Raw genomic sequence first — 24,572 nt, 5'->3', positions numbered from 1 at the left:
GCGCGCGGTCATCGCGGGCGCGGCCAGCGCGGCGCCGGGCTGCGGCACCGCGTCGAGCGCGGGCGGCCGGCGGACCAGGAGCGCCGCCGGCACCAGCAGGACCAGCGCGACGATGCCGATGGTGAGCTGCGCGGTGCGCCAGTCGGTCGCCTCGATCAGCCAGCTGGCGAAGGGCGAGACGGTCATCGGCGCCACGCCGAGCCCGGCCGAGACCAGCGAGACGGCGAGCGCGCGGTTCCGCTCGAACCAGCCGGTCACGGTCGCGATCATCGGGGCGATGAAGCTGCCGGCGGCGATGCCGACCAGGATTCCGTAGACGAGCTGGAATTCGAGCAGCCTGGTCGCTTGGCTCGCCAGCATGAGCGAGAACCCGAGCAGCAGCGCGCCGGCCAGCACCACGGGGCGGGCGCCGAAGCGGTCGGTCGCCGCGCCCCAGAAGAAGCTGGCGAGGCCGAGCGAGATGAAGTCGAGCGTCATGGCGGCGGAGATGCCGGTGCGGCTCCACCCCGTTTCCGCCACCATCGGCGAGAGGAACACCGCGAGCGAGAACATCGAGCCGAAGCCCACGCAGGTCATCAGCGCGCCCGCGGCGACCACGACCCAGCCGTAGTGACGTTCCATCTCCGCTCCCTCGCCCGCCTTCACTTAACTGATCGGTTAAGTAGAGCGCGCGGCGAAGGCTGTCAAGCGAGCCCGAACAGGTTCAGTCGGCGGCGCTGGCGACGGCCGGCAGCTCGGCCGGACCGGCCGGCCAGATGCGGCAGAGATCTTCCAGATGCGGCAGCGAGGTGACGCCGAAGGCGCGGCCGAGCGCGAAGTCGAACGCCGCATGCGCCGGCGCCTCGCCCGCCGCCGGCAGATCCTCGCCGAGCCGGCAGATCACGATGCTGTCGACGCCCGTTTCGCGGCCGAGCGGCAGCAGCAGGCAGGCGACCGATTGCAGGGCGCCGGCGAGCGTGCGGCCGCGGCCGATGGCGAAGACCGGATTGCGCGTCCGCATCGCGGCGCGCAGCAGCGCCGGCAGGCCGTCGCGCTCGCGTAAAGCCCGGTGATGCGTGCCGAGCCAGGCGCCGGCGAGGCCGTGGCCGTGATCGGCGGCAAGCTGGGTGCCGGCATGGCGGCAGCGGAAGCCGTTCTCCCCCACCTCCACCACCGCGAGATGGCGCTGCAACGCGGGCGGCAGCAAGGCGGCGGTGAAATCGTCGGCCGCGGGCATGGCCCGGCCGCGCCGTGCCGCCTCCCAGTGGCGGTACAGGTCGAGATGCGGGTTGCCGGGCACGACGTCGTACATGCCGCCACCTTGGCAGCCAGATGCAAAGAAAATCTTGCGAATAGCTACAATTTGCGCGGAGCTTGCGGCAAATGCCTCTGCGCAAGCTCAGAGGTTCTGCGTCCCATCCTGGTAGCCGCCGCCGATCTTCGTGTCCGGCGCCAGCAGGCCCTTGCCCGGGATGTGGTTGATCTCGAGCCGCGTCCCGTCCGGATCCTCGAACAGGACCGAGTAATAGCCCGGCGCCCAGGGATCCTCGCGGGGCGCGCGCACGATGGTGGCGCCGATCTTCTTCAGGAATTCATGCGCCTCGTCGATATCGGCGCGCTCGCGGGCACGGAAGCAATGGTGGTGCAGGCCGACCGCGCCCTGCTGGAACCGCTTGCCCGCATGCTCCGGCGGCGGCGCGTGGATGCCGAAGCCGGTGCGCCCGCCGATCGCATAGAAGGTGTTCGCCGTGTCGGCGACGACGGTCAGCCCGAGAAACGGCAGCAGCTGCGCATAGAAGGCCCGCGCGGTCTGGAAATTGCCCACGGTGATGAAGGTGTGGGCGACGCCGTTGATCTGCATTCGATTCCCCTCCTGACCCGTCGCGGCACGTTAGCGCAAGCTGCGCTGCTCGCGCGAGAGACGGGAACCCTGCCGACGGCTGAGGCATTGCGAAACTGATATCCGGGCAGCGAAGTGTGGCGAGGTGACCACCATCCAGGCGACGATCAGGAAAGCCGCGGCGCCGCGAGTGACACGCGCACTCAAATGGATCGCCGCCGCAGCGATCGCCGCCCTCGCCGCCTTCCTGCTCCATCGCACGCTGTCGCAATACAACTTCAATGAGATCGTCCGCTCGGTCGGGCAAATCCCCTTCGGCCGGCTCACCGCGGCGCTCGGTTTCGCGGGCGCGAGCTACCTTCTGCTCACCGGTTTCGACTGGATGGCATTGCGCCATGTACGACGCCCCCTCGACTGGCCGCGCGCCGCGCTCGCGTCCTTCACCAGCCTCTCCATCGGGCACAATCTCGGCTTTGCCGCGCTGAGCAGCGGCGCGCTGCGCTACCGGTTCTATTCCCGCTGGGGCCTCGGCGCCGGCGAGGTGGCGCAGGTGATCGTATTCTGCGGGCTGACCGTGGCGGTCGGGCTGATGTCGCTCGGCGGCATCGGCCTGCTGCTGCGGCCTGAAGTCGGCGCAAAGCTGACCGGGCTTTCGCCTTCGGCCCTGGGCGCGATGGGGACAGGCCTGCTCGCCCTGACCGGCGGCTACCTTCTGCTCGCCGCGACCTTGCGGCAGCCGGTGGCGATACGCGGCCACGAGCTCCGCGTGCCGGAGCTGCGGCTGGCGCTGGCGCAGGTCGCCATCGGCACGGCGAACTTCGCCTGCGTCGCCGCCTGCCTGCATCAGACATTGGCGGCGCTGCAGGACCTGCCCTATCTCGCGGTGGCCGCGGCCTACGTCACCGCGAACACCGCAGGCCTGGTCAGCCACGTGCCCGGCGGTCTCGGCGTGATCGAAGGCGTCGTGTCGCTGGTGCTGCGGGGCGACGTGATCGGCGCGCTGGTCGCGTTCCGCGTCATCTACTACCTGATCCCGCTCTGCATGGGCGGCGCCGCCTTCGTACTTTCGGAGCTTCTGATCCGTCGGCGCAACCTCGTCAAGCACCAATGCTCCGAGGCGGGTCGAGCAACCAGGTGAGCGGGATCGGCTTTGTCGGACCGCGTTCGCCGACATGGTCGAAGGGATGGAGATGGCGCGGGCCGTGGTTCAGTCGATCGATGACCGCGAACAGCGACCCTGTCTGCGCCAGGACAGCCGCCACCCCCTCCGGCGTGGCACTGAGATGCTCGGCCAGGAGGCTGTTGCGGATGCCAGCGATCCGCGCCTGCTCCGCCGGGCTGCCGCTCTCGATCGCAAGGTCGCATTCGGTATCGACCTGCATCGACCGGTTGTTCAGGTTGGCGGAGCCGACGCGCAGCAGGCGGTCGTCGACCACCATCAGCTTGGAATGCACTTTCATCGGATGCGGCTTCTTCGGGCCGGGCACTACGGGGTAGCAGCAGCGCAGTCGTCCATGCCGATCCGCGCGGCGTAGCAGGCGAATCAGGCGGTCACGGTTGTTGCTCATCACGAAGTGCTCCACCAGGCCCCAGGAGCGTTTCGTCGTCACGATGACGATCTCCGGCCCCGAGGGTTCCGCCAGACTTCGCTTCAGTGCGTCGCCCACAAGCCGCGAGGTGAGGTACTGCGTCTCGATATAAATCCAGCGCTTGGCGGCTCCGATGCTGTCGAGGGTGAGGGCCGCAATCTCGTCGCATGCCTTGCCGGTCGCTTCCGATCCGCAGCGTGCGATCGCCACCCGAACATCGGTGAAATCCGGCTGCACGCCCAGCGATGGTGGCGGAACCGGCGAGGGGCAGGGATCGAGCAATTCGCCCCTCGCGCGGCGCCAACGCTCCCGCGCCAGATGCGAAAGCTCTGCGGCCGCATCCCCTGTGACCCCGATCTGCACGTCATGCACCGGCGGGTAGTGTCCGCCGCCGGGCCAAAGGCGACGCCGGCCTGGCAGCGCATGCCGACGGCGATCCCATCGACCGACCGTCAGGTCGATGCCGCCGCAAAAGGCGAGGCAATCGTCGATGCAGACGATCTTCTGGTGGTGGCAGGCATAGAAGGCATGGGCGTGATCCAGCCTGACCTCGATTCGAGGATGCCGGTGCCAACGAGCGCCGAACAGCAATGCGGTCATCGAACCCGGCCCATGGACCGGCGCCAAGCTCCAGATCAGCACGCGGATGCGCAGATCGGGCTTGGCCTCGACGAGTGACCGAAGGAATTCGCCAAGCGTCGGCCCCTTCTCGGGCTCAAGTTGGATCCGATGATCGAAATCCCAGCCGAGGATAAGTATCGAGCGCTCTGCCTTCTGCAGTGCGGCAGCCAGATTGGCGAAATAGGCTTCGCCGTCGATCAGGACCGCCGCTTCTCGCGCTTCGGCGGTGCGCCAGCAGTTATTGCCTGGAGACAGAATCCACCCCCCGGTCCGCACCCGCTCGCCGCCAGAACCAGCTTGCGCCGCGTGGCGGCAATCACGCCGATCCAGCGGTCCGAACCAGGCCGTAGAGGCATCGGGGTCCACTTCATACGCTCCTAGAGACCGACCTCACTCCCCATCCGGCGCGACGCTTTGCATAGGGCGAACGTTTCTGCGGCGAATTGGTTCAAATGGACTCCGTCGCGGAACGAACCTGTATCGACCTCGGTTTTCCGGGTCGTCTCAACGGAAGGAGGCAACCATGAGCGTGCAAGCGAACAACATCCGCGAACATATGGAAGTGCTGGGTTCCGACCGCCAGCGCGTCGGCACCGTCGACCATGTCGAGGGCAACCGGCTCAAGCTGACCAAGAACGACGCGCCGGACGGCCAGCATCACTACATCGACCTCGCCTCGTGCGACCGCGTCGAGGGCGACAAGGTGGTGCTGAACCAGACCTGCGAGCAGGCCCGGAAATCCTGGCACTGACCGGAACCGTGAACGGGGCCCAGGAGCGGGCCCCGTTCACATCCGCCCGCCATCGACGACGAAATTCTGCGCGGTGACGAGGCGACTGTCGTCGCTTGCCAGCCACAGCGCCATGCGGGCGATGTCGGGCGGGTAGAGCTTCTCCTTCAGGCATTGCGCCTGCATCAGCGCCTTCTCGCTTTCGGGCGTCAGCCAGAGGTCGATCTGGCGCTGGGTCATGATCCAGCCCGGCGTGATCGCGTTGAGGCGGATCCCGTCCGGCCCGAGATCGCGGGCGAGGCCGCGCGTCATGCCGATCGTCGCCGCCTTGGCCGCTTGGTAGACGGAGAGGTTCGGCGTCATCACGTGGTAGCTGACCGAGGAGAAGTTCACGATCGAGCCGCCGCCGGTCCGCTTCATGCCCGGCGCCACCGCCTGGATGGCGAAATAGGCATGCCGCAGGTTCACCGCGATGCGCTCGTCCCAGTAGGCTGGCGTCACGTCCTCCAGCTTGTGGCGGTCGTCGTGCGCGGCGTTGTTGACCAGGACGGTGATCGGGCCGTGCGCCGCGGCCACCTCGGCGAGCGCCGTCTGATAGGCGCCGATCTCGCGGAGATCGCAGAGCTTGAACAGCGGCTTCGCGTGGCCGGCGGCGGCGATCTTCTGGACCAGCGCCAGCGAGGCGCCCTCGTCGATATCGGCGAAGGCGACACGCGCGCCCTGCGCGGCGAAATGCTTGACGATCGCGGCGCCGATGCCGCTGCCGCCGCCGGAGACGAAGACCGAGCGGCCCTTCAGGCTGGGGTAGATCGCAAAATCCGGCATCGAATTTCCTCCCTCAGAAGATTCCCTCGGCGTCGCGGCGCTTGCGGCGGCGCGGGCGCTCCCACATCACGCCGGGAAAGCCCTTGAGCGGCACCAGCGCCTCACCGCGATAGATCCACTCCACCTGGTCCTCCAGGCCGAGATGGTAGAGCGGCTCGCGCCCGGTGCGGCCGGCGAACAGCGCGCGCGGCACGTTCACCATCTGCGGCGCATGCGCGCGCTCATAGGCGAGCGGCGTGCCACAGCGGGCGCAGAAGCTGCGCACCGCGGCCGTCTCCGGTTCCTCGTAGCGCGTGACGTGCCGTTCGCCCTCGACGATGCGGAAGCGGCTCCGCCAGCTGCCGACATAGGTCGCGTAGGCGGAAGCATGGGCACGCCGGCTGGCGGCCGAGTGGTCGTGCCAGGCCCAGCGCGCCGGCACGCCGATCGCAAGCTTGACCGCACCGCAGGCGCAGCGCCCCTCCGCCTCCTTCGCCGGGGCCTTCCGCACCGCCGCCTTCCGCAAGCCCTTCGGCGGGCCGGTCAGCAGGTCGGCCGGGAAATCGTCTGGCAGACCTGTCGCCTTGCGCATGTCGAACCTCTCGCTGTCAGACGTCTATGATAGCGCCCGGACCGAAGGGAGAGGGAACGGCCATGCCGAAGCTCGGATACCTGCTGCCGACACGCGAGCGGGTGATGGAAGGGCAGCACGAAACCGCGCCGCTCTTCGCGCTCGCCGAACGCGCGGAAGGCCTGGGCTTCGCCTCACTCTGGATCGGCGATTCGCTGCTGGCGCGGCCGCGGCACGATCCGCTCACCCTGCTCGCTGCCATCGCCGCCCGCACGAAGCGGGCCGAGCTCGGCACCGCCGTGCTGCTGCCGGCACTGCGCAACCCGGTGGTGCTGGCGCATCAGGTGGCGACTTTGGACCGCATCGCCGAGGGCCGTCTGATCCTCGGCGTCGGCATCGCCACCGACGTGCCGAATATCCGCGCCGAGTTCCAGGCGGCCGGCGTGCCGTTCGAGCAGCGGGTCGGCCGCATGAACGAAGGCCTGGCCCTGGCCCGCGCGCTCTGGCGCGGCGAGCCGGTCGAATGGGACGGGCGCTGGCAGGTGAAGGGCGGCACGCTCGGGCCGACACCACAGCGGCCGGGCGGACCGCCGATCTGGATCGGCGGCTCGGTCGCGCCGGCGCGCGAGCGGGCCGGCAAGCTCTATGACGGCTGGTTCCCGAACGCGCCGACCGCGGCCGAGTACGGCCCGCAGTTTGCGGAGGTGAAGGCCGCTGCACGCGCCGCCGGGCGCGATCCTTCGGCGCTGACCGGTGCGATGTACCTGACCCTTGCGGTCGACGACGACGCGGCCCGCGCCGGGGCGCGCCTGGACACCTATCTCGAGCGCTATTACGGCCAGCCGGCGGCGGCGATGAAGAAGCGGCAGATGTGCTATGCCGGCCCGGCCAGGGGAGCCGGGGCCTGGCTCAAGGGTTATGCGGATGCCGGGGCCGGCCATCTCGTGCTGCGTTTCGCCGGCGACCATGAGCGCCAGCTGGATACGGTTTCGGCCCTGAAGCGGGAACTTGGCTGGTAGATGCCGGCCGGGCCGGGAACCAATCGCCTGCCGGCGCGTTATGGCTCTCCAGCCCGCGTTTGGTCCACACCATGCCCCAGATGAATTCCGAGGCCGCGGAGATCTCCGAGGCGCTGCGACAGCGCCTCGGATCGGAAGCGTTCCTCGACGCTCTGCCGATCGGCATCTATTGCTGCGATCGCGAGGGCATCATCCGTCAGTTCAACCGCCGCGCCGCGGAGCTGTGGGGCCGTGCGCCCAATCTTGGGGACGCCGAAAACCACTTCTGCGGTTCGCACTGCTTGTACCGTCCGGACGGCCGCATCCTGCCCGCCGACCAATCCCCAATGGCAACCGCATTGGCGACTGGCCGACAGGCAAAGGACGTCAAGGCGATCTTCGAGCGACCTGACGGCAGCCGGATCACCGTCCTGGCCAATGTCGAGCCGCTGTTCGACGAGGCGGGCCGCGTGATCGGCGCGGTCAACTGCTTCCAGGACATTTCCGAACTGGCCGAGCCCCAGACCGAGGGGCATCTGGCCGCGATCGTCGCGTCATCGGACGACGCCATCGTCAGCAAGACGCTGGATGGGATCATCAAGTCGTGGAATGCCGGCGCGGAGCGCATCTTCGGCTATACGGCGGCGGATATGATCGGGCAGCCGATCATCAAGATCATTCCCCCGGAGCTGCATGCCGAAGAGGCGGACATTCTGACCCGGCTGCGCCGGGGCGAGCGCATCGAGCATTTCGAGACGGTTCGGGTGGCGAAGAGTGGCCGGCGCCTGGCAATTTCGCTCACCGTCTCGCCGATCCTCGGAGCAAACGGCCAGGTGATCGGCGCTTCCAAGGTGGCCCGCGACGTCACCGAGCGGAAGCGCGCCGAGGAGCTGCAGCAGCTGCTGATAAGCGAGCTGAACCATCGGGTGAAGAACACGCTCGCCACCGTGCAGTCGATGGCGAGCCAGACGGTGCGCCGCGCCGCCACGCCGGGCGATTTCGTTGCCAGCTTCAGCGGCCGCCTGCAATCGCTGGCCCGCACCCATGACCTGTTGACCCAGAGCGCGTGGAACGGCGCCGATCTGGGTTCGCTGGCGCGCGATCAGCTGGTGCTGGGCGGACCCGAGAGCGGCCGCATCGCCTTCGGCGGGCCGCAGGTCTTGCTGGAGCCGCAGGCAGCACTGCACCTGGCGCTGGTCCTGCACGAGCTCGGCACCAATGCCCGCAAGCACGGGGCGCTGTCCCGCCCGGATGGCCGCGTCGCGCTGCACTGGGACGTGCGCACGACGGGATCTGGGGGCGGCAAGGAGCTGAGGCTGCATTGGCAGGAAAGCGGCGGTCCGCCGGTTTCGGTGCCTTCCAGCCATGGCTTCGGCACCACGCTGATCGAAAAGAGCCTGAGCGCGCATGGCGGCGGCGCGACCCTGCACTACCGCGCCGAAGGCGTCGCCTGCGACATCGCGCTGCCGCTGACCGATCCCGGTGCCGGCGGCGTCTTTGCGGTGCCGGCTCGCGACGGTGCATTGCCGCCGCAAGCCGCAGCGGTCCCGTCGCTGCAGGGACGGCGCGTCCTGGTGGTGGAGGACGAAGCGCTGATCGCACTCGACATCGCGGCGACCCTGGAAGAGGCGGGCTGCGTCGTGGTCGGTCCGGCCTCGACTCTGGAACAGGCGAAGGCGGAAATCCACGCCACGTCCATCGATGCCGCCTTGCTGGATGCCAACCTGGCCGGCCAGCCGGTCGACGAAGTGGCCGAGGCGCTCGCCGCGCGCGCCATCCCTTTTGCCTTCCTGACCGGCTATGGTCGGCAGGCCCTGCCGGCGGCGCACCGCCATGCGCCACTGATCCGCAAGCCCTTCGTGCCGCGCGAAGCGATCGAGGTCGTCGGCCGGCTGCTCGCACCCGACAATCGCGTGGTCAGCCTGAGGCCGAAAGGTCATAGCATCTGACGCCGCCGGCCCCTTGTCCGGCCGCCTTGCAGCATCGACACTGTCGCGCCGAGTGCTTGGGCCTGGGAGAAGACTGGGAGGAATGGCAATGCAGATGCGCGATTTCGGCCGCACCGGCCTGAAGGTTTCCGTGCTCGGCTTCGGCTGCGGCGCGGTCGGCGGGCTGATGGTGCGCGGCAGCGCCGCCGAGCAGGAGCAGGCGCTCGGCACCGCGCTCGATGCCGGCATCAACTACTTCGACACCGCGGTCCTCTATGGCAACGGCGCATCGGAAACCAATCTGGGCCGTGCATTCAAGGCATTGAAGCCGAAGGGCGCGCTGGTCGGCACCAAGGTCCGGCTCGCCGTCGGCGAGCGCGGGCGCATCGAGGCGGCGATCCGCGCCTCGCTGGAAGGCAGCCTGAAGCGGCTGCAGATGGAGCGGGTCGACATCCTCTACCTGCACAACCCGATCACGATGGCCGGCAGCGGCGAGACCCTGACCCCGGCAGAAGTGCTCGACCAGGTCGCCCCGGCGCTCGCTCGCCTAAAGGCGGAAGGCAAGATCGGCGTGGCGGGGCTGAGCGCGGTCGGCGAGACGCCGGCGCTGCACGCGGCGATCCACCGGGGCGGCTTCGGCGCCGCGCAGGTCGTCTACAATCTGCTCAATCCTTCCGCCGCCCGCGCGCTGCCGGCCGGCTATCCGGGGCAGGATTACGGGCGGCTGTTCGAGCGGACGAGCGCCGCCGGGACCGGCGTGGTCGGCATCCGCGTCATGGCGGGCGGCGCGCTCTCGGGCATTGCCGAACGCCATCCGATCGCCAGCCCGCCGCCGGAGCCGATCGGCTCGGCGCCGAGCTATGACGGGGACCTCGTACGGGCCGAAGCCTTCCGGCCCCTGATCGCCGAGGGCTTCGCTGGCAGCCTGGCGGAGGCCGCGACCCGCTTCGCCTTCTCGCATCCCGCCATGGGCACGATCCTGGTCGGCATGGCGAGCTTCGAGCAGTTCCAGGCCTCGCTGGACGCGGTGCGGAAAGGTCCGCTGCCGCCGGCGGCGCTCGATCTGGTCGCCCGCCTGCAGCAGGGCCTCGCCGCGCCACCGCGATGACAGGGAGGCGGACGCCATGCGGATCAAGCTGTCCAGCGTGATGGTGGACGACCAGGCGAAGGCGCTCGCCTTCTATACCGGCATACTCGGCTTCCGGAAGAAGCAGGACGTGCCGATGGGCGGCGCGCGCTGGCTGACCGTGGTGGCGCCCGACGACATCGACGGCGTCGAGCTGCTGCTGGAGCCGATCGGCTTCGACTTCGCCCGCACCTATCAGAAGGCGCTCTACGATGCGGGCGTGCCGATCACCGCCTTCCAGGTCGATCACATCGAGAGCGAATACCAGCGGCTGAGCCGCGAGGGCGTGGTGTTCCGCGCCGCGCCGGAGAAACTGGAAGGCGGCCCGACCACCGCCGTGTTCGAGGATACCTGCGGCAACCTGATCCAGATCTTCCAGGTCTGAACCGGGCCGGGCCGGGTCATTTGCCCGGCCGGAATACCGGCAGCTTCCAGCCGCGATAGAGCGCCATCAGGCGGAGAAACAGGCAGGTCCCCGCGCCGACCAGCGCCGTGACGGTGGCCGGCAGGCCGAGTTGCGCGCCGGCCACCACGACCAGCGTGCCGGCCAGCGCGGCGACGGCGTAGATCTCGGCCCGCAGCACCACCGGCACCTCCGCCGTCAGCACGTCGCGCACCATGCCGCCGCCGATGCCGCTGAGCACGCCGAGCGCTGCCGCCATCGGCCAGTTGATGCCGAAGTCCAATGCCTTCTGCGTGCCCGCCACGGCGAAGACGCCGAGACCGGCAGCGTCGAAGAACTGCACCGGATGGCGCAAGCGCTGCAGCAACCGGTCGAACCGCATGGCGAACAGCGCCGCGACCGTCGCCAGCGCAAGATAGTGCCAGGTGGCGACAGCGGCCGGCGGCACGGCGCCGATCAGGAGGTCGCGCAGGATGCCGCCCGACACCGCCGTCACGAAGGCGAGCACCAGCACGCCGAACAGATCGAGCCCGCGGCGCATGCCGAGCGCGGCGCCGCTGATCGCGAAGACGAAGGTGCCGATCAGGTCGAGCGACCAGACGAGGGCCACCGCCGGCCCGCCTTCGATCAGCATGCGGAACCGGTCCGCGCCATCGCGAAACGCGGCGGGGCGGCCGAAGCCGCCCCGCCCGCCTTCCGCACCGGAAGGAGCATCACATGCGCTCGATGATCACCGCCGGTGCCATGCCGCCAGCGGCGCACATGGTGACCAGGCCGCGCTTCAGGTCGCGCCGCTCCAGCTCGTCGAGCAAAGTGCCGATCAGGATCGAGCCGGTGGCGCCGATCGGATGGCCGAGCGCCATGGCGCCGCCGTTGACGTTGACCTTGTCGCGGTCGAGCTTGAGGTCGCGGATGAATTTTTCGGCCACGACGGCGAAGGCCTCGTTGATCTCCCAGAGGTCGATGTCGTCGACAGTGAGGCCGGCCTTGGCCAGCGCCTTCCTCGCCGCCGGCACGGGCGCGTTCAGCATCAGGGTCGGGCTGTCGCCCATATTGGCCATGGCGACGACGCGGGCGCGCGGCTTCCAGCCCTTCTTCTTCGCGTAAGCGGGCGAGGCGAGCAGCAGCGCCGCGGCACCATCCACCACGCCGGAGGAATTGCCGGCATGGTGCATGAATTTGATCTCGAGGCCGGGATACTTGTCTGTGATCAGCTTGCGGTAGGTGGTGCCGTGATTGTCGAGCGGCACATCCGCCATCGCCTCGAAGGAGGGCTTCAGCGCCGCCAGCGCTTCGGCCGTGGTGCCCGGGCGCGGAAACTCCTCATGGTCGAGCGCGAGCGTGCCGTCCTCCTTGTAGACCGGCACCAGCGACTTCTTGAAATGGCCGTTCTTGATCGCGGCGGCGGCGCGCTGCTGGCTGACCAGGGCGAGCGCGTCCAGATCGGCGCGCGGAATGCCTTCGAGCGTCGCGATGGCATCGGCGCAGACGCCCTGATGCGATTGCGGGTGCTTGGCGCGCAGCCGGAGATTGCCGCTGTCCATCATCGGCGGGCCGGCATCGGCGGCGCGCCGGCCGGTCATCGACATCATCTCGGTGCCGCCGGCGATCACCACATCCTCCATGCCGGACATGATCGACGCCGCGGCCAGATTCACCGTGGTGATGCCGGAGCCGCAGAAGCGGTCGAGCGTAACGCCGCTGGAGCGGATATCGTAGCCGGCATCGAGCGCCGCCATGCGGCCGAGATCGCCGCCCTGCTGGCCGACCTGGGAGCTGGTGCCCCAGATGATGTCGTCCACTTCGGCGGTGTTGATCTCGTTCCTCTCGGCCAGCGCCTTCAGCACGGTGGCGCCGAGCTGCTGGGGATGGATTTCGGCCAGCGCGCCCTTGCCGAGCTTGCCGATGCCGCGCGGCGTGCGGCAGGCATCGATGATGTACGCTTCACTCATGTCCTGGGCTCCTCCGGAATCGACCAGGCCGGATTGTGGGCGCCGGCCATTGCGGGGGATTGTCGGCGCCGGTTCAGGCCTTGGCAAGCCGGGTCTGCACTTCCGCCGCGATCTCGAAGGAGCGGAGCCGAGCCCGGTGGTCGTAGATCTGGCCGGTCAGCATCAGCTCGTCGGCGCCGGTCTCGGCGATGATCTGGGCGAGGCGGCGCTCCACCGTCGCCGGTGCGCCGACCGCGGCGACGGAGAGCGCGCGCTCGACGCCCACCTTCTCCATCGGCGACCAGAGCGCTTCCATGTCGTCGACCGGCGGCAAGAGCGGCGTCGGCATGCCGCGGCGCAGGTTGACGAATTGCTGCTGCGCCGAGGTGAGGATGCGGCGCGCCTCGGCATCCGTATCGGCCGCATAGATGCCGACGCCGACCATGGCATAGGGCTTGGCGAGCTGGGCCGAGGGCTCGAACCGGCTACGGTAGAGCTCGAGCGCCTGCATCAGCGCTGCCGGCGCGAAATGCGACGCGAAGGCGAAGGGCAGGCCCAGCATGGCGGCGAGCTCGGCCCCGAACAGGCTGGAGCCGAGGATCCAGATCGGCACGTTGGTGTCGGCGCCGGGCACGGCACGGATCACCTGGTTCGGCCGCACCGGCCCGAGCAGGGCCTGCAGCTCCAGCACGTCCTGCGGGAAGTTCTCGGCCGCCTGCATGATGTCGCGGCGGAGCGCATGGGCGGTACGCTGATCGGTGCCGGGCGCGCGGCCGAGGCCGAGATCGATGCGGCCGGGATAGAGCGAGGCGAGCGTGCCGAACTGCTCGGCGATGATCAGCGGCGCGTGATTGGGCAGCATGATGCCGCCAGAGCCGACGCGGATGCTCTTAGTACCGCCGGCGACATGGCCGATCACAACGGCGGTGGCCGAGCTGGCGACGCCGGGCAGGTTGTGATGCTCGGCCAGCCAATAGCGGTGATAGCCCCAGGCTTCGGCGTGCTGCGCGAGATCGAGCGTGTTGCGGAAGGACTGCGCCGGATCGCTGCCCTGGAGAATGGGAGAGAGATCCAGCACGGAGAACGGAATCATGCACGACCCTTGGGACAGACGCCGAACCGGCGGCGGTCCTTGATATAGGGGCAGATCGGTGCGGGGCAACCCGGGCGCTTTGCCGAGGCGCACAGCACGGATAGGCTCGGCAGCGAATCAGAGGGGGAATGGGCGTATGTGCGACACCATGGTCGCGCTCGGCGACCAGACAGTCGATGGCGCTGTCCTGTTCGGCAAGAACAGCGATCGCGAGCGCAACGAGGCGCAGTACCTGGAAGCGGTGCCGCGCGGGCGCCACGCCAAGGGCGCGAAGGTCAAGCTGACCCATATCGGCATCGAGCAGGCCCCCGAGACGCATGCCGTGCTGCTGTCCAAGCCGTTCTGGATCTGGGGCGCCGAGATCGGCGCCAACGAGCACGGCGTGGTGATCGGCAACGAAGCGGTGTTCGCCAGGCGCCTGCCGGCGCAGAAGCCCGGCATCATCGGCATGGACTATCTGCGCCTCGGCCTCGAGCGCGCCGCCTCGGCCGACGAGGCGCTCGACGTCATGACGCGGCTGCTGGCCGAGCACGGCCAGGACGGCAATTGCGGCCATCTGACCAGGCGCACCTACCACAATTCCTACCTGATCGCCGATCGCAGCGGCGCCTGGGTGCTGGAGACGGTCGGCCGTGACTTCGTGGCCGAGCGGGTGCAGGGCGTGCGCAGCATCTCCAACGCCTTCTCGATCGGCCACCGCTACGACCGCATCAGCGACGACCTGAAGGCCCAGGTGGGCGACCGGCCGGTCGCCAGCAGCATCACCAACCCGCAGCGCGATGCGCTGAGCCAAGGGCATCAGCGTTGCATGCGTTCGGCGAGCCTGCTCGGCAACCGGCGCGGACGGCTGGACCTGCCCGCGATCCTGGCGGCCTTGCGCGACCACGGCCCCGCCGAGGCGCGCTGGCAGCCCGACCAGGTGAAGACCAAGACCATCTGCATGCACGCGGCCTGGGGCACGTCCGGCGGGCAGACGACCGGCGCCATGGCGAGCTGGCTCAAGCCCGGCCGCCGGCCGGTGCATTGGGTCACCGGCTCGGCGGCGCCCTGCCTCTCGGTGTTCAAGCCGGTCTTCGTCGATCTCGGCCTGCCGGTCGAGGAGAAGAAGCCCACGGGAAAGTACGACGCGCAGACGCGCTGGTGGCGCCACGAGGCTCTGCACCGCGCCGTGCTGGAGGACTACGCGCCGCGCGCGGCGAGCTTAGCCGCCGAGCGCGACCGGCTGGAAGCCGAGTTCGTGCACCGCATCGCCAAAATCGCCGAGGCCGATGCAGCGACGCGGCGCGACGTGGTGGCCGCCTGCTGGGAAGAGGCAGACGACGCCGAAGCGCGCTGGCGGATGGCCACGGCGGCACTGCCCATCGCCGAGAAGCCGGCCATGGCCTATCGCCGCGCCTGGTCGAAGTTCAACCGGCTCGCGGGCTATGCTCCGGGAGCCGCGTAACGAGAAGGACGGGAGGAGCCATGCATCCGAAGGACAAGGTCTGCGTCGTCACCGGCGCGGCGGGCGGCATCGGCGAGGCAATCGCGCGGGCCTATGCCGCGGCCGGCGCGCGCGGTGTCGTGGTGGCCGACCTGCCGGCGGCGGGTGACCGGCTGAACAAGGCAGCGCGCGAGATCGGCGGCCTCGCCGTCGCCGGCGATATCGGCCGCGAGGCCGATGTGCAGGCTCTGGTCGCCGCCGCCGAGGCGAAGTTCGGCCCGGTCGACATCTTCTTCTCCAATGCCGGCATCGCGCGACCCGGCCACGAGGACGCGCTGGATGCCGATTGGGAGGCAAGCTGGCGCGTGCATGTGATGGCCCACGTCTACGCCGCCCGCGCGCTGGTGCCCGGCATGCTGGCGCGCGGCTCGGGCTATCTGCTCAACACTGCGTCGGCGGCCGGCCTGCTCGCCTCCATGGGCTCCGCCCCCTATGGCGTCACGAAGCATGCGGCGGTCGCGCTGGCCGAGCATCTCGCCATCCAGTACGGCGACCGCGGCATCCGCGTCTCGGTGCTGTGCCCGCAGGCGGTGGACACGGCGATGTATCGCGGCGCCGGCACCACGGCGGCCGGGGTCGACGGCATCATGAAGCCTGCGGAGGTGGCGCAGGCGGTGCTGCAGGCGATGCAGGAGGAGCGGTTCCTGATCCTGTCGCACCCGGTGGTGCACGACTACATGCAGCGCAAGGCCGGCAATATCGACCGCTGGCTTGCCGGCATGCGGCGCCTGCGCGACAAGACCGGCGAGGGCCAGCGGCGCGGGCAATAGCCGGAAGGGAACCGCAAGGCAGCCTCGGCCGTTCTCCGTTCCGCCGATTGCGGGATGGAAGTGAACGGGATGGCCGCGGGCCAAAGCGAAAAGGCAAGGATCGCTGCGATCGCCGAGGCGGCCGGCCTCAAGCTCGGCTCGGTCGGCTCGCTGACCATCCGGCGCGAGCGGCGCGGCAAGGGCTTCTGCTATCGGAACGGTCTCGGCAGGCTGATCCGCGATGCCGATACGATCCGCCGCATCAGGTCGCTCGCCATCCCCCCGGCCTATCACAATGTGCGCGTCGCACCACATCCGCGGCAACATCTGCAGGCCGTCGGCATCGATGCCGCGGGCCGACGGCAGCATCGCTATCATCCGGATTGGGCCAAGGTGCGCGAGCGCTTGAAGGTGCAGCGGCTGGCCAGCATGGTCGACAGCCTTCCGGCGGTGCGCGCCCGGGTCGCCCGTGACCTCAAAGGCAAGGACACGGATCGCCGGCTCGCCTCGGCGATCGCGGTGGCGCTGATCGACGATCAGTTGATCCGGGTGGGATCGGAGAGCTATGCGCGGCGCGATGGCGGGCGCGGCGCGGCGAGTCTGCTGAAGCGCGATGTCACGGTGAATGCGCGGGAACTGGAGTTCTGCTTCCGCGGCAAAGGCGGCAGCATCGTCAACTGTACGACGACACATGCCAGCCTGGTCAGGGCGATCCGCCGCATGCTCAAACTGCCGGGGGCGCGCCTTCTGCGCTTTCACGACGAAGCCGGCCGCCTTCGCAACCTCACCTCGGCGGAGGTGAATCGCTACCTTCAAGAAGCCGCCGGCAGCCCGGTCACGGCGAAGGATCTGCGCATGCTCGGCGCAAGCGCCGCCGCGGCGGAGCTGTTGGCGAAGGTCAAGCCCGCCCGGGTCGAGCGCAGGCGTCGCAAGCAGGTCGCCGAAGTGATCGCCGAAGTAGCAGAAAGCCTGGCCAATACCCCGGCCGTGGCGCGCAAGAGCTATGTGCACGAGGCGATTCCGATCGGATTCGAGACCGGCACGCTGGCCCGGGTGCATGCGCGGACGCGCGGCGGCGGCGGCGTGCGCAAGGCGGAGAAGACGGTTGCCCGCCTCGCCCGCCGCTACGCGCGCAAGCCACCCGGCCCCGGCGTCGCCGGACCCGCTCACTCCCGGTAGAAATCCGCCTCGGGCAGATAGCCGGACCAGGCGAACCAATAGGCGACATGGCCGGGCAGGCGATCGAGCCGCGCGCCGTCCGGCCCGACCAGCGCCGTCTCTTCCATGCGCCAGCTCGCGCCGTCCTGAGTGAGCAGCGCCGCGCTCGCCCCCTTCGCGAACGGTCGGCCGTTGCCGCGATAGGCGCGCACGGTGCGCTCACGGGCGGAGCCGATCAGCACCAGCGGCGTGTCGCCGATCCGGTCGTTGATCACCTTGCCCGCGCCGAAGGCGGCAAGCGGCCAGGCCTTCTCGCGGCCGTCGAGGCGCAGGCCGAACACCTGATCCTTCGGCTTCAGGCGGCCGTCCTTGGTCTCGATCGGGAACATCAGGTCGGGACTGGCGAAATAACCGCCATAGGGCCGGCCCGGCGTGTAGTCGCGCACATGGCCGGTCTCCAGTGACAGCACGCGCGTCATCGGATGGCGCGCGCGCCACTCGCGCCAGGAGGCGATGGCGACCGGCAGCACCTTGAGTTTGATCTCCCCGGCGGCGAGCGGGCCGATCACCGGCCGGCCGCTGAACTGGTTCCAGAGCGTGTCGGTCTGCCGGTCGTACATCAGCTTGTTGGAGCGGTAGAGCAGGCCGGAGGAGCCGAACACGAAGGGCTCGGCCCGCCCCTCCACGCGGGTGTCGAACAGAATGCCGGCGCCGCAGAGCGTGCAATAGGCGAGCGCCACCGGCACGCCGCCGACCACGTCGTTCGCCATCTCGTGCCAGTCCATGATGCGGAACGGATAGGCGCGGGCGTCGCCTTCGATCTCCACGCCGAAGACCGGCTCGTCGTCGGTCAGGTAGCGCGCCTCGGCCGCCGCAACCATCGCCGGATTGACCAGCGCCGGGATGCCGTCCTTGCGCACGCCGCCCCAGGTGACCTCCTCGATGCGGATGCGGTGCGGCGGCGGCGCCATCAGGAAATCGGCGAAGGCGAAATCGAACTCGCCGAACAGGCCCGCCTTGAACGTGGCGTAGCCTTGATAGGGCCTGATCTCCGGATGGGCTTCCTGCCAGCGCATCCAGTTGAACCATTCGCGGTCCGGCTCGCCCGCCGCGACCGCGCCGGTCACCGCCTGCAAGGTGCGGTCGATCTCGTCATGGTGGTTGAAGTTGAGCCGCATCACGTCGATCAGCCCGGCGACCACGTCCGGCTTGCCGCGGGCGCGGAGCCAAGCATGCGCCGCCGCCCGCGCGGCCGGGCCGCCGGCATAGAGCTTCCACAGGTGGTCGTTGATCGTCTCGGCTTCGGGATCGGCATCGGCCGCCCGCGCCGGACGCCAGAGCGCCGCCGCGGCCGCGCCCCACAGCATGCCTCTCCGGTGCATCGCCCAGGCCATGGCGGCAGGATAGAGCGCCGCCTCCGGCGCTCCGATTGACGTGTATGTGATACCCGCCGCCGGGGCTGCGCATGGCCGCCGTGTTGGCATCGCGGGTGGCCGGAGGTCGGCCGGCGGCTATAGTCTGGCCGCGAAGCGGAGGAAACGTGGCCGGACGGGGCATTGAGCTGGTGGGCGGGTTGAGCCCCACCTTGCGCGGCATGCTGTGGATGGGAGCCAGCGGCGCGCTGTTCTCGGTCATGAACACCGCCATGAAGGCGATGTCGCACGACCTCGACCCCTGGGTGGTCGGCTGCCTGCGCTACAGCTTCGGTTTCCTGGTGCTGACGCCGCTGATCTGGCGGATCGGTCCGGCTGCGTGCATGACGCGGGCGCCGCTGCTGCAGATTGCGCGCGGCGGATTGCATGCCTGCGGCATGCTGCTGTGGTTCATCGCCCTCCCCTCCGTCAGCATGGCGGAGCTGACGGCAATCGGCTTCACCGGCCCGATCTTCATCTGCCTCGGCGCCGTGCTGTTCCTCGGCGAGCGCATGACGGCGCCGCGCGTGGCGGCGGTGGCGACCGGCTTCCTCGGCGTGCTGATCGTCGTGCAGCCGTGGTCGCAGGGCGCCTTCACCGAAGTCACCATCGGCAACCTTTTCCTGCTCGGCGCCGCGCCGCTCTTCGCCGCATCCTTCCTGGTGGCCAAGGTGCTGACCCGGGTGGACCGGCCGGAGGTGGTGGTGTTCTGGCAGCACCTGACCGTCGGCCTGCTGCTGACGCCGTTCGCCCTCGCCTACTGGACACCGCCGAGTCCGCCCCAGTGGGCCGCGCTGGCAGCGCTCGGCGTGCTCGGGTCGCTCGGGCATTACTGCATGACGCGGGCCTTCCGCGTCGCCGATATTTCGAGCGTGCAGTCGGTCAGCTTCCTCAATCTGGTCTGGGCATCGATCGCCGGCTATGTGGTGTTCGCCGCCATTCCGGGCCTCTGGACCCTGATCGGCGCGGCCGTCATCTTCGCCAGCACCATCCTGCTGGCGCGTCACGAGGCACAGGCCGCCCGCGCCGCCGCGCCGCGCGCGGCCGCCTGAACCCGCGATGTCCGCCGCCTCCGCGCCCGAGCGCCTGGTCGAGGCCCTGATACCGAACCCGGTGGTGCGCGGCCTGCTCTACGCGGCGCTGGCCGGCGTGATCTTCCAGCTGATGAACATGGTGGTGCGCCAGCTCACCCTCGAGCTGCCGCCGCTGGTCGTGTCCTGGCTGCGCTGGACCTTCGGCTTCATGCTGGTGCTGCCGCTGTTCCTCCCGGTCGGCCTCGCCGTCGCCCGCACGCGACAGTTTCCGCGTCATCTGCTGCGCTCCGGCTTTCACGCCGCGGCCTATACGATGTGGTACCTAGCCATCCCGCTGATCAGCCTGGCCGAGGCGGCGGCGATCAGCTTCTCCGGCCCGATCTTCGTGACCCTTGGCGCCGCGCTGGTGCTGGGCGAGCAGGTGACGGCGCGGCGCTGGGTCGCCGTTCTGGTCGGCTTTCTCGGCGTGCTGGTCGTGCTGGCGCCGAAGCTTTCGCTCGGCATCTCGGCCAGCATCGGCGTGCTGCTCCTGCTCGCCTCGGTGCCGCTGGTCGCCGCCTCCAACCTGACGGTGAAGTATCTGACGCGGGCCGATGGCACGCTGACCATCCTGTTCTGGCAGAACGTGCTGGCCTCGCTCCTCTTCCTGCCGATGGCGCTGTGGTTCTGGGTGACGCCCTCGCCGCTCCAGCTGGCGCTCGCGCTGCTCGCGGCCGTGTTCGGTACCACGGCCTATTGGCTGATCACGGCCTCCTACCGCGCCGCCGACATCTCGGCGACGCAGTCGATCGTGTTCCTGTCGATCGTCTGGGCGACCGGGCTCGACTGGGTCGCCTTCGGCAAGCAGCCCGATCTCTGGACCATCGCCGGCGCCGCCATCATCGTCGGCGCCGCCGCCTTTGCCTCGCACCGCGAGGCGAAGGCGACACGCGCCGCGGCGAAGGTCGCCTAGCTAAGCCCTGATCTTCACCAGGAAGCCGTCCACCTCGCGACGCAGCATCTCCGACTGCCGCGCCAGCTCGCCGGAGGCCGATTTCAGATCGCCGGCGGCGTTGCGCGTCTCGCCGGCCATGCTGGACACCGCGTCGATGTTGGAGGCGACCGTGCGGGCGCCGGTCGCCGCGTCCTGCACGTTGCGGCTGATCTCGCCCGTGGCCGCGCTCTGCTCCTCCACCGCACCGGCGATGGCGAGCGAGATCTGATTGATCTGGTCGACCGTGCGGCCGATCGACTGGATCGCGCCGGCTGCCTGCTGGGTCCGCTCCTGGATGCGGGCGATCTGCGCGCCGATCTCCTCGGTCGCCTTCGCGGTCTGATTGGCCAGCGCCTTGACCTCGGACGCCACGACGGCGAAGCCCTTGCCCGCCTCGCCGGCCCGTGCCGCCTCGATGGTGGCGTTGAGGGCGAGAAGATTGGTCTGCCCGGCGATCTCGCGGATCAGCCGGACCACGTCGCCGATCTGCTGCGCCGACTGCACCAGCGCCGCGACGCTCTGGTTGGTGCGGCTGGATTCCTCGACCGCCGCGCTGGCGATGCGCCCGGCCTCGCTGACCTGGCGGCTGATTTCGCCGACCGAAGCGGTCAATTCCTCCGTCGCCGCCGCGACGGTCTGCGTGTTGCTCGACGCCTCCTCCGAGGCGGACGCCACCGCATCGGCCCGCTGGCCGGTTTCCTGCGACAGCTTGCTCATATTGCCGGCGGTCGTATCGAGCTCGGTGGCGGCGCCGGCCACCTGGTCCACGATGCCGGAAATGGCCGCTTCGAAAGCATCGGCCAGGCGATGCCGCTCCGCCCGCGCCTCGGCCTCCATCCGCTGCATCGCCTCGCGCGCGGTATTGATGACCCCGGCACCGGCACGAAACGATCCCGTCATGCCCTCCAGCAGGAAGGGCCGGTGGTATTCCCCGCGACTGGCGTGCTCCAGCGAGGCGGAGGCTTCGCGGATGAAGGCGTCCGAGAGGTCGAACACCCGGTTCAGCGCATTGAGGAACGGCACCGCGTCGCCGAGATGCTCGATCTGCAGGACGCGCGCCTCGAAGTCGCCCTTGGCCACGCGCCGGCAGGCCTCCGTTGCCTTGCCGAGCGCTTCGGCGAGGCGTGTCCGGTCAGCCTCGGCGGCGGCGAGCGCCGCGTCGCTGGCCGCAAGACGCATCTCCAGCTCGGCAATGCGGGGATCATCCATGATCACCGCCGCCGGAACGGTGCCGGCGGCAATGTTGCGACGGGGGGAGAAGAACATTCTGCAAATTCCTGGGCCGACGGGCGGCGCTAGATGGAAAATATGAAGGCGGCGTAGCTCTTTCCGGCGGCGTCCAGTGCCCGTTGCAGCACCTCCTTGCCGGCGGCGATCGCCTCGCGCGGCCCTGCCGCGGCAATCTCCGCCCGTCGCATCTCGCCGTAGAGCGGCTCGACCTGCTCGATCGCGCTGCGGCTCGGCACCCGCCGGTTCGAGTGGAAGCCGACAATGCTGCCCGCGGCATCCCGGCTCGGTGTGACATGGGCGAGGACCCAGTAGTGATCGCCCGACTTGGTCATGTTCTTCACATAGGCGAAGATCTCGCGGCCGCTCTGGATCGTCTCCCAGAGCACGGCGAAGACGCTGCGCGGCATGTCCGGATGACGGATCATGTTGTGCGGCTGGCCGAGCACCTCGCCCTCGCGGTAACCGGCGATGCTGAGGAACACGTCGTTGGCATAGACGAGCTTTCCCTTCGCATCGGTCTTGCTGACGATGACATCGTCGGGATCGAAGAAAACTTCCTTCCCGGTAGGGGAGATCGAAGAACGGGCCATGGCTCCATCATCTCAAACAATCGCACGGGATGAATCTGCGGTCCGAGGCTTAACCCTCGCTGAAAAAGCCGGATACGTAGTGTCGCTTAGGCCATCTGGCCGCGGCCGGCTGACGCAGCCCTCCCCGTGCGGCGCGCAGATCACCTTTGCAGCCGCGAGCCTGCACAATTTCCTCGCACATGTAAGATTGGCCGGTCCAATGGGAGGAATCGCCGCAAATGGCTCAATCCGGTCGTCCGCCGCTTGCCGGCATCCGCGTCGTCGACTTCTCGCGCGTCATCGCGGGGCCGATGTGCACGCAGATCCTGTCCGATATGGGCGCCGAGGTGCTGAAGATCGAGAACCCCGACGGCGGCGACGACACCCGCAAGGGCGCGGGGCCGCGCATCGGCGGCGAGCCCGGCACGTCCGACGGCGAGAGCCACTTCTTCATCACCTTCAACCGCGGCAAGAAGAGCGTCGCGCTCGACTTCACCACACCGGAGGGTCAGGCGATCGTGCACAAGCTGCTCGCCGATGCCGACGTGATGGTGGAGAACTTCCGCCCCGGCGTGCTGAAGAAATACGGCTTCGACCACGAGACCTTGGCGAAGCGCTACCCGAAGTTGATCTACCTCTCGATCTCGGCCTATGGGCAGTCGGGGCCGCTCGCCGACCGGCCGGGCTATGACCCGGTGCTGCAGGCCGAGAGCGGCATGATGTCGGTCAACGGCGAGGCCGACCGGCCGGGCGTGCGCCATGGCATCGCCGTGGTCGATACCATGACGGCGATTCATGCGGTTGCCGCGATCAACGCGGCGCTCTATGCCCGGCGCGATACCGGGCGCGGCCAGTATATCGACCTTGCGCTGTACGACACGGCGCTGGTCTCGCTCGGCAATCTCGGATCGTACTACCTGATCGGCGGGGAGAACCCGAAGAGGGCCGGCAACGGGCATTTCGCCTCGGCGCCGAACAATTCCTTTCCCACGAAGAACGGCCATATCTATATCGCGGCGGCGAACCAGAAGCTGTTCACCGATACCTGCAAGGCGCTCGGCCATCCGGAATGGGCGACCGATCCGCGCTTCGCCAAGCTCACCGACCGGGTCAAGAACAAGGCCGAGCTCTATCGCCTGATGGGCGATGTGCTGATGACCGACACCAAGGAGAGCTGGGCCGAGAAGCTGCGCCACCTGCCGGCCGGGCCGATCCGCGACATGAACGAGGCGCTGGAATATCCGGAAGTGAAGCGCCGCGGCATGCTGAAGACCTACCGGCACAACAGTCAAGGGCCGATGCCGATCATCGGCTCGAACTACCATTTCTCCGACACGCCGGTGGACGACAGCCGGCCGCCGCCGGCGCTGGGCGAGCACACGGAGGAAGTGCTGCAGGGTCTCGCCGGCTGCTCCGCCGCCGAAATCGCAGACCTGCGCGAGCGCAAGATCGTCGGCTGAGGGAGGCTCTGATGACGGGAAGATTGGCCGGCAAGGTCGCGGTGGTGACCGGCGCGGCGCCGCGCGGCGAAGGCGTCGGCAACGGCATGGCGACGGCAATCCTGTTCGCGCGCGAGGGCGCCAAGGTGGTGCTGGTCAACCGCCAGGCCGGCCGCGCCGAGGCGCTGGCCGAGCAGATCCGGCGCGAGGGCGGCGAGGCCGCCGTCTTCGCCGGCGACGTCACCAAGGCCGATGACGCCGAGGCCATGGCGGACTTCACCACTGAGCGCTACGGCCGGCTCGACATCCTGCACAACAATGTCGGCGTCGGCGCGCCCGGCACGCCGGAAACGGTCTCGCTCGCCGACTGGCACCGGGCACTGGAGACCAACCTCACCTCCGCCATGCTGTGCGCGAAATACTGCCTGCCGCGGATGAAGGCGGGCGGCGGCGGCTCCGTCATCATGGTGTCGTCGATCGCCGGCGCGCTCGGGTTGATGGGCAGCCCCGGCGCCATCGCCTATGCGACCTCGAAGGCCGGCCTGCACGGCTTCACCTTGTCGCTCGCCGCCGACTATGCCCAGCACAACATCCGCGCCAATTGCATCATCGTCGGCTCCGTCAACACGCCGATGGTGGCGCATCTCGGGCCGGAGGCGCGCGAGCGCCGGCGGCAGATGGTGCCGCTGCAGACCGAAGGCACCGCCTGGGACATTGCTCATGGCGCGGTCTACCTCGCCTCCGACGAGAGCCGCTGGGTGACCGGCATCCTGCTGCCGATCGATGGCGGGCTCTGCGCGCTGCGGGCCTGGCCGCGGTAGCCTCACAAATATTCCTCGGCACCGTGTCGGCAGCCGGCATAGTCGTTCGTCCTTGGGGTGACATGGCCCCGGCGAACGGCGGGTATTCGGC

At 69.2% G+C, this 24,572-nt stretch carries 25 protein-coding genes; 13 read left to right on the top strand and 12 right to left on the bottom strand.

Going from position 1 to position 24,572, the window contains the following annotated elements:
* From DT074_RS18200 to DT074_RS18190, 3 genes are all read right to left on the bottom strand, one after another.
* Positions 1–621: MFS transporter (locus DT074_RS18200; RefSeq protein WP_119421286.1), on the bottom strand; the 621-nt coding region annotated here is incomplete at its 3' end.
* Positions 622–703: 82 nt separating this feature from the next.
* Positions 704–1,291, bottom strand: a complete 588-nt coding sequence (locus tag DT074_RS18195; RefSeq protein WP_119421285.1) for a PAS domain-containing protein — start codon at positions 1,289–1,291, stop codon at positions 704–706.
* Between the two features lie 87 nt (positions 1,292–1,378).
* Positions 1,379–1,840, bottom strand: coding sequence for a VOC family protein (locus DT074_RS18190; protein ID WP_119421284.1), 462 nt, complete (start codon positions 1,838–1,840; stop codon positions 1,379–1,381).
* Between the two features lie 124 nt (positions 1,841–1,964).
* Here DT074_RS18190 and DT074_RS18185 point away from each other — a divergent pair, with 124 nt between their 5' ends.
* Positions 1,965–2,957 carry a lysylphosphatidylglycerol synthase domain-containing protein gene (locus DT074_RS18185; RefSeq protein ID WP_368744756.1) on the top strand — a complete coding sequence of 331 codons (993 nt, stop codon included), beginning with the start codon at positions 1,965–1,967 and terminating at the stop codon, positions 2,955–2,957.
* Here the strand turns inward: DT074_RS18185 and DT074_RS18180 are convergent.
* On the bottom strand, positions 2,917–4,395 hold the full coding sequence (locus tag DT074_RS18180; RefSeq protein WP_162914990.1) for a phospholipase D-like domain-containing protein: 1,479 nt from the start codon (positions 4,393–4,395) through the stop codon (positions 2,917–2,919). The genes DT074_RS18185 and DT074_RS18180 overlap by 41 nt on opposite strands.
* A gap of 157 nt (positions 4,396–4,552) precedes the next feature.
* Between DT074_RS18180 and DT074_RS18175 the strand changes: the two genes are divergently transcribed.
* A complete protein-coding gene (locus DT074_RS18175) occupies positions 4,553–4,780 on the top strand; it encodes a DUF2171 domain-containing protein (RefSeq protein ID WP_119421282.1) in 228 nt (75 codons plus the stop codon).
* A gap of 36 nt (positions 4,781–4,816) precedes the next feature.
* Here DT074_RS18175 and DT074_RS18170 read toward each other — a convergent pair whose 3' ends face one another.
* Positions 4,817–5,584: an SDR family NAD(P)-dependent oxidoreductase gene (locus tag DT074_RS18170; protein WP_119421281.1), complete on the bottom strand. Its 768-nt coding sequence runs from the start codon at positions 5,582–5,584 to the stop codon at positions 4,817–4,819.
* A gap of 13 nt (positions 5,585–5,597) precedes the next feature.
* The gene (locus DT074_RS18165) at positions 5,598–6,155 is read right to left on the bottom strand and encodes a GFA family protein (protein ID WP_119421280.1); all 558 of its coding nucleotides are present in this window, start codon (positions 6,153–6,155) and stop codon (positions 5,598–5,600) included.
* A gap of 62 nt (positions 6,156–6,217) precedes the next feature.
* Between DT074_RS18165 and DT074_RS18160 the strand changes: the two genes are divergently transcribed.
* The 4 genes from DT074_RS18160 (at position 6,218) to DT074_RS18145 (ending at position 10,571) form a co-directional block, all read left to right on the top strand.
* Complete coding sequence (locus tag DT074_RS18160) at positions 6,218–7,153, top strand: LLM class flavin-dependent oxidoreductase (RefSeq protein WP_162914989.1); 936 nt, start codon at positions 6,218–6,220, stop codon at positions 7,151–7,153.
* An 80-nt stretch (positions 7,154–7,233) separates the two neighbouring features.
* The gene (locus DT074_RS18155) at positions 7,234–9,081 is read left to right on the top strand and encodes a PAS domain S-box protein (protein ID WP_368744755.1); all 1,848 of its coding nucleotides are present in this window, start codon (positions 7,234–7,236) and stop codon (positions 9,079–9,081) included.
* Positions 9,082–9,169: 88 nt separating this feature from the next.
* The gene (locus DT074_RS18150; RefSeq protein ID WP_162914988.1) at positions 9,170–10,168 is read left to right on the top strand and encodes an aldo/keto reductase; all 999 of its coding nucleotides are present in this window, start codon (positions 9,170–9,172) and stop codon (positions 10,166–10,168) included.
* Between the two features lie 16 nt (positions 10,169–10,184).
* Complete coding sequence (locus DT074_RS18145) at positions 10,185–10,571, top strand: VOC family protein (RefSeq protein WP_119421276.1); 387 nt, start codon at positions 10,185–10,187, stop codon at positions 10,569–10,571.
* A 16-nt stretch (positions 10,572–10,587) separates the two neighbouring features.
* Here DT074_RS18145 and DT074_RS18140 read toward each other — a convergent pair whose 3' ends face one another.
* From DT074_RS18140 to DT074_RS18130, 3 genes are all read right to left on the bottom strand, one after another.
* The gene (locus tag DT074_RS18140; protein ID WP_119421275.1) at positions 10,588–11,223 is read right to left on the bottom strand and encodes a trimeric intracellular cation channel family protein; all 636 of its coding nucleotides are present in this window, start codon (positions 11,221–11,223) and stop codon (positions 10,588–10,590) included.
* A 79-nt stretch (positions 11,224–11,302) separates the two neighbouring features.
* Positions 11,303–12,541, bottom strand: coding sequence for an acetyl-CoA C-acetyltransferase (locus DT074_RS18135; RefSeq protein ID WP_119421274.1), 1,239 nt, complete (start codon positions 12,539–12,541; stop codon positions 11,303–11,305).
* Between the two features lie 73 nt (positions 12,542–12,614).
* Positions 12,615–13,613 carry an LLM class flavin-dependent oxidoreductase gene (locus DT074_RS18130; protein WP_119421273.1) on the bottom strand — a complete coding sequence of 333 codons (999 nt, stop codon included), beginning with the start codon at positions 13,611–13,613 and terminating at the stop codon, positions 12,615–12,617.
* Positions 13,614–13,749: 136 nt separating this feature from the next.
* Between DT074_RS18130 and DT074_RS18125 the strand changes: the two genes are divergently transcribed.
* The 3 genes from DT074_RS18125 (at position 13,750) to DT074_RS18115 (ending at position 17,024) form a co-directional block, all read left to right on the top strand.
* On the top strand, positions 13,750–15,057 hold the full coding sequence (locus tag DT074_RS18125; RefSeq protein ID WP_119421272.1) for a peptidase C69 family protein: 1,308 nt from the start codon (positions 13,750–13,752) through the stop codon (positions 15,055–15,057).
* A 20-nt stretch (positions 15,058–15,077) separates the two neighbouring features.
* Complete coding sequence (locus tag DT074_RS18120) at positions 15,078–15,866, top strand: SDR family oxidoreductase (protein ID WP_119421271.1); 789 nt, start codon at positions 15,078–15,080, stop codon at positions 15,864–15,866.
* Positions 15,867–15,935: 69 nt separating this feature from the next.
* Positions 15,936–17,024 carry a DNA topoisomerase IB gene (locus tag DT074_RS18115; protein WP_119421289.1) on the top strand — a complete coding sequence of 363 codons (1,089 nt, stop codon included), beginning with the start codon at positions 15,936–15,938 and terminating at the stop codon, positions 17,022–17,024.
* Here DT074_RS18115 and DT074_RS18110 read toward each other — a convergent pair.
* Entirely contained in the window at positions 17,012–18,370 is a 1,359-nt protein-coding gene (locus DT074_RS18110) for a DUF3179 domain-containing protein (protein WP_162914987.1), read from the bottom strand. The genes DT074_RS18115 and DT074_RS18110 overlap by 13 nt on opposite strands.
* A gap of 173 nt (positions 18,371–18,543) precedes the next feature.
* On the opposite strand from DT074_RS18110, the gene DT074_RS18105 reads away from it, so the two are divergent.
* Together DT074_RS18105 and DT074_RS18100 are read left to right on the top strand one after the other, a co-directional pair.
* Positions 18,544–19,467, top strand: a complete 924-nt coding sequence (locus DT074_RS18105; RefSeq protein WP_162914986.1) for a DMT family transporter — start codon at positions 18,544–18,546, stop codon at positions 19,465–19,467.
* 7 nt (positions 19,468–19,474) lie between these two features.
* A complete protein-coding gene (locus tag DT074_RS18100) occupies positions 19,475–20,401 on the top strand; it encodes a DMT family transporter (protein WP_119421268.1) in 927 nt (308 codons plus the stop codon).
* Here the strand turns inward: DT074_RS18100 and DT074_RS18095 are convergent, their stop codons facing one another.
* Together DT074_RS18095 and DT074_RS18090 are read right to left on the bottom strand one after the other, a co-directional pair.
* The gene (locus DT074_RS18095; protein WP_119421267.1) at positions 20,402–21,688 is read right to left on the bottom strand and encodes a methyl-accepting chemotaxis protein; all 1,287 of its coding nucleotides are present in this window, start codon (positions 21,686–21,688) and stop codon (positions 20,402–20,404) included. It lies immediately after the preceding gene.
* Between the two features lie 29 nt (positions 21,689–21,717).
* Positions 21,718–22,242, bottom strand: coding sequence for a PAS domain-containing protein (locus DT074_RS18090; protein WP_119421266.1), 525 nt, complete (start codon positions 22,240–22,242; stop codon positions 21,718–21,720).
* A gap of 218 nt (positions 22,243–22,460) precedes the next feature.
* Here DT074_RS18090 and DT074_RS18085 point away from each other — a divergent pair, with 218 nt between their 5' ends.
* Positions 22,461–23,681, top strand: coding sequence for a CaiB/BaiF CoA transferase family protein (locus DT074_RS18085; RefSeq protein ID WP_119421265.1), 1,221 nt, complete (start codon positions 22,461–22,463; stop codon positions 23,679–23,681).
* 11 nt (positions 23,682–23,692) lie between these two features.
* Complete coding sequence (locus DT074_RS18080) at positions 23,693–24,481, top strand: SDR family NAD(P)-dependent oxidoreductase (protein ID WP_119421264.1); 789 nt, start codon at positions 23,693–23,695, stop codon at positions 24,479–24,481.
* Positions 24,482–24,572: the final 91 nt, after the last annotated feature.

The organism is Desertibaculum subflavum (assembly GCA_003576705.1).
GTDB lineage: Bacteria > Pseudomonadota > Alphaproteobacteria > Ferrovibrionales > Ferrovibrionaceae > Desertibaculum > Desertibaculum subflavum.
The sequence above is the reverse complement of the archived record's forward strand: the minus strand, read 5'-3'. Positions and strand labels throughout refer to the sequence as shown.